The sequence below is a fragment of the Micromonospora sp. 4G55 genome (assembly GCF_016803375.1).
This window is the reverse complement of record NZ_JAEVHN010000681.1, coordinates 1-3,237: the sequence shown is the minus strand read 5'-3', so window position 1 is coordinate 3,237 and position 3,237 is coordinate 1. Positions and strand designations below refer to the sequence as shown.

Sequence of the window (3,237 nt, the reverse complement as noted above, 5' to 3'; positions counted from 1 at the left end):
ACGGCCGGCGGGCGGGACGCCGTCGGGCTCACCGGTCGCCAGGGCGTGGCCTGCCAGGGCGTGGTGCCCGGCGGGAGCGTGGTCGGCGGAGTGGCCACCCGGGCAGGCCGGCGCGCCGAGGCCGGCCAGGACGAACGCCAACGCGACGGCGACGGACGTCAACCGTTCGAAGATGCGCATGGCGGACCTGCCGGTACGGGATGTCCGGCGCGTTCCCGGCGACGGGCGACGATGGACGGTCGCGAGGTGGGGAACGGGCGGAGCGGCTGGGGAGGGGTGGATCGCCCGGGGGCGGCCTCACGCTAGCAACAACGTTCGTCGCCGGGCAACGGCCCGCTGGTCTCCCTTTTCTCTCCGCTCGGCCCGCCGAGCACGCCAATCACGAGTTGACGGTGGCCGACGTGTCGGCCGCCGCCCTCCGTGATCGGCGGCTGCGGAGGGTCGTCAGTGGAAGAAGTGCCGGGTGCCGGTGAGGTACATGGTCACGCCGGCCTCCTTGCAGGCGGCGATGACCTCCTCGTCGCGAATGGAGCCACCCGGCTGGACGATGGCGCGGACGCCCGCCTCGATGAGGATCTTCGGGCCGTCGGCGAACGGGAAGAACGCGTCCGAGGCGCAGACCGCGCCCCGGGCCCGCTCGGCGCCGGCCCGGTCGACCGCCAACCGTGCCGAGTCCACCCGGTTGACCTGCCCCATGCCGACTCCGACGGTGGCGCCGTCCTGCGCCAGCAGGATCGCGTTGCTCTTCACCGCGCGGACCGCCCGCCAGGCGAAGGCCAGGTCCCGCAGGGTGGCCTCGTCGGCCGGGTCGCCGGTGGCCAGCCGCCAGTTCGCCGGGTCGTCGCCCTCGGCGTCGACCTTGTCCCGCAGCTGCACCAGGACACCGCCGGTGACCTGCCGCCACTCCGCCGGCAGCGGGTCGAAGGCCGGGGCGTGCAGCAGCCGGATGTTCTTCTTCCCCTGGAGGATCTCCACCGCGCCCTCGTCGTAACCGGGAGCGACCACGACCTCGGTGAAGATGTCGGCCACCTGCCGGGCCATCTCCACGCTCACCGGCCGGTTGACGGCGATCACCCCGCCGTACGCCGACACCGGGTCGCAGGCGTGCGCCCGGCGGTGCGCCTCGGCCACGTCCGCGCCGACCGCGATGCCGCACGGGTTGGCGTGCTTGATGATCGCCACCGCCGGCTGGTCGGTGAAGTCGTTCGCGGCCCGCCAGGCCGCGTCGGCGTCGACGTAGTTGTTGTAGGACATCTCCTTGCCGTGCAGCTGCTCGGCCTGGGCCAGGCCGGCGGGGCTGGACGGGTCGGCGTAGACGGCCGCCGCCTGGTGCGGGTTCTCCCCGTAGCGCAGCACCGCCCGGCGGCGCAGGCTCAGCCCGGCGAACTGCGGCCACCCGTCGGCGGCCGGGGCCAGGGTGGTGGCGAACCAGTCGGCCACGGCAACGTCGTACTCGGCGATGTCGGCGAAGGCGCGGGCGGCGAGCGCCCGACGCTGCGCCAGCGTGAAGCCGCCGTCGGCGAGGGCGGCCACCAGGGCCGGGTACGCCGCCGGGTCGGTCACCACCGCGACCGACGCGTGGTTCTTGGCGCGGCCCGGACCATCGCCGGCCCGCCGATGTCGATCTGCTCCACGCACTCGTCCTGGCTCGCGCCGGAGGCGACCGTGGCCTGGAACGGGTAGAGGTTGGAGACCAGCAGGTCGATCCCGGCGATGCCGTGCTCGTCGAGCTGGGCGGCGTGGGTGTCCTTGCGCAGGTCGGCCAGGAGACCGCCGTGGATCTTCGGGTGCAGGGTCTTCACCCGGCCGTCGAGGATCTCCGGGAAGCCGGTCACCTGCTCGACCGGGGTCACCGGCACCCCTGCGCCCGAGATGGTGGACGCGGTGCTGCCGGTCGAGACGATCTCCACCCCGGCGTCGTGCAGGGCCCGGGCCAGCTCGACCAGGCCGCTCTTGTCGTAGACGCTGACCAGTGCCCGCCTGATCGGGCGACGCTCGTCCTGAGTGGAACTCACGGGACCGTGACCTTTCTTCCGGTGATCGTCCAACCTTCGCGGACCAGCCGACCGACCTGCTCGACGAGCTGGCGCCGCTCGGCCTCCTTGATGCGCTCGGTGAGCGTCTCCACGTCGTCGTCGTCGCGTACCGGCACGGCGACCTGCGCGACGATCGGGCCGGTGTCCATCCCGGCGTCGACGAAGAAGAGCGTGGCCCCGGTGACCTTGACGCCGTAGGCAAGCGCGTCGCGGGGGCCGTGGATGCCGGGGAACGCCGGCAGCAGGGTGTTGTGCGTGTTCAGGTAGCGGTCACCGAAGGCGGCCAGGAAGTGCGGCCCGACCAGCTTCAGGAAGCCGGCCGAGATCACCAGGTCGGGTCGGTGCTCGGCGACGTGCGCGGTGAGCGCGAGGTCCCAGTCCTCCCGGGACGGGTGGTCCTTGACCCGGTCGACGAAGGTCGGCACCCCGGCGGCGGCGGCCCGGTCCAGGCCGGCGATCCCGTCGCGGTCGGCGCCGACGGCCACCACCCGGGCCCCGTACGCGGGGTCGGCGGTGGCGTCGAGCAGCGCCTGGAGGTTGCTGCCGGAGCCGGAGACGAGGACGACGAGGCGGGCGACGGACGCGGGCTCGGTCACGCGGCCACCCTATCGGGCAGGTCAGGACTCCCAGCGATCGGGCAGCGGCGATTCGGGTGATCACGCGAGTGGCACGTACGCGATACGCTGCCCGTCGCTCGGTGGCTGCCGTCCGGCCCGCCGCCGCACCCTTCACCACAAGATCAGGCACGGACAGTGCCGACGGAGCGAGGAGCACCATGCAGCCCGGTTACCCCAACCCCGCGCAGCAGCCGCCGATCAACAACAACATGACGATGTCCATCGTGGCCATCTTCTTCTTCTGGCCGCTCGCCATCCCGGCCATCATCAACGCCTCCAAGGTCAACCCGCTGCTCCAGCAGGGTGACTACGCGGGCGCCCAGGCGGCGGCGAACGAGTCGAAGAAGTGGTCGAAGTGGGCCATCATCATCGGCGCCGTCTGGCTCGTGATCGTCCTGCTGTGCTGCCTCGCCGGTGGTCTGGCCGGGATCATGGGCTCCGACACCAGCACCAGCAGCTACTGACGATCACCGACTGAGGAGCATCCGCCATGCAGCCCGGACCCCCCGGTCAGGACCCGTACGGCCAGCAGCCCCCGCACGACCCGTACGGCCAGCCCGCCTCCGGGCAGCCGTACGGGCAGC

At 72.6% G+C, this 3,237-nt stretch carries 2 protein-coding genes and 2 pseudogenes; 1 reads left to right on the top strand and 3 read right to left on the bottom strand.

The features are described 5' to 3' along the window. From JNW89_RS32275 to purN, 3 genes and pseudogenes are all read right to left on the bottom strand, one after another. Positions 1 to 180 (bottom strand): annotated as a pseudogene (locus tag JNW89_RS32275) (hypothetical protein); the annotation flags it as partial. A gap of 264 nt (positions 181 to 444) precedes the next feature. Further along, positions 445 to 2,015: pseudogene (gene purH / locus JNW89_RS32270) on the bottom strand (bifunctional phosphoribosylaminoimidazolecarboxamide formyltransferase/IMP cyclohydrolase). Further along, positions 2,012 to 2,632 carry a phosphoribosylglycinamide formyltransferase gene (gene purN / locus JNW89_RS32265; RefSeq protein ID WP_238451937.1) on the bottom strand — a complete coding sequence of 207 codons (621 nt, stop codon included), beginning with the start codon at positions 2,630 to 2,632 and terminating at the stop codon, positions 2,012 to 2,014. Before purN ends, purH begins: the two are co-directional and overlap by 4 nt. Before the next feature lie 179 nt (positions 2,633 to 2,811). Between purN and JNW89_RS32260 the strand changes: the two genes are divergently transcribed. Then, positions 2,812 to 3,117, top strand: coding sequence for a CD225/dispanin family protein (locus JNW89_RS32260; RefSeq protein ID WP_088960358.1), 306 nt, complete (start codon positions 2,812 to 2,814; stop codon positions 3,115 to 3,117). Positions 3,118 to 3,237: the final 120 nt, after the last annotated feature.

Excerpts from the sequence above, each read along its gene's own strand:
- JNW89_RS32260 (WP_088960358.1), top strand. The coding sequence starts at position 2,812 with ATGCAGCCCGGTTACCCCAACCCCGCGCAGCAGCCGCCGATCAACAAC.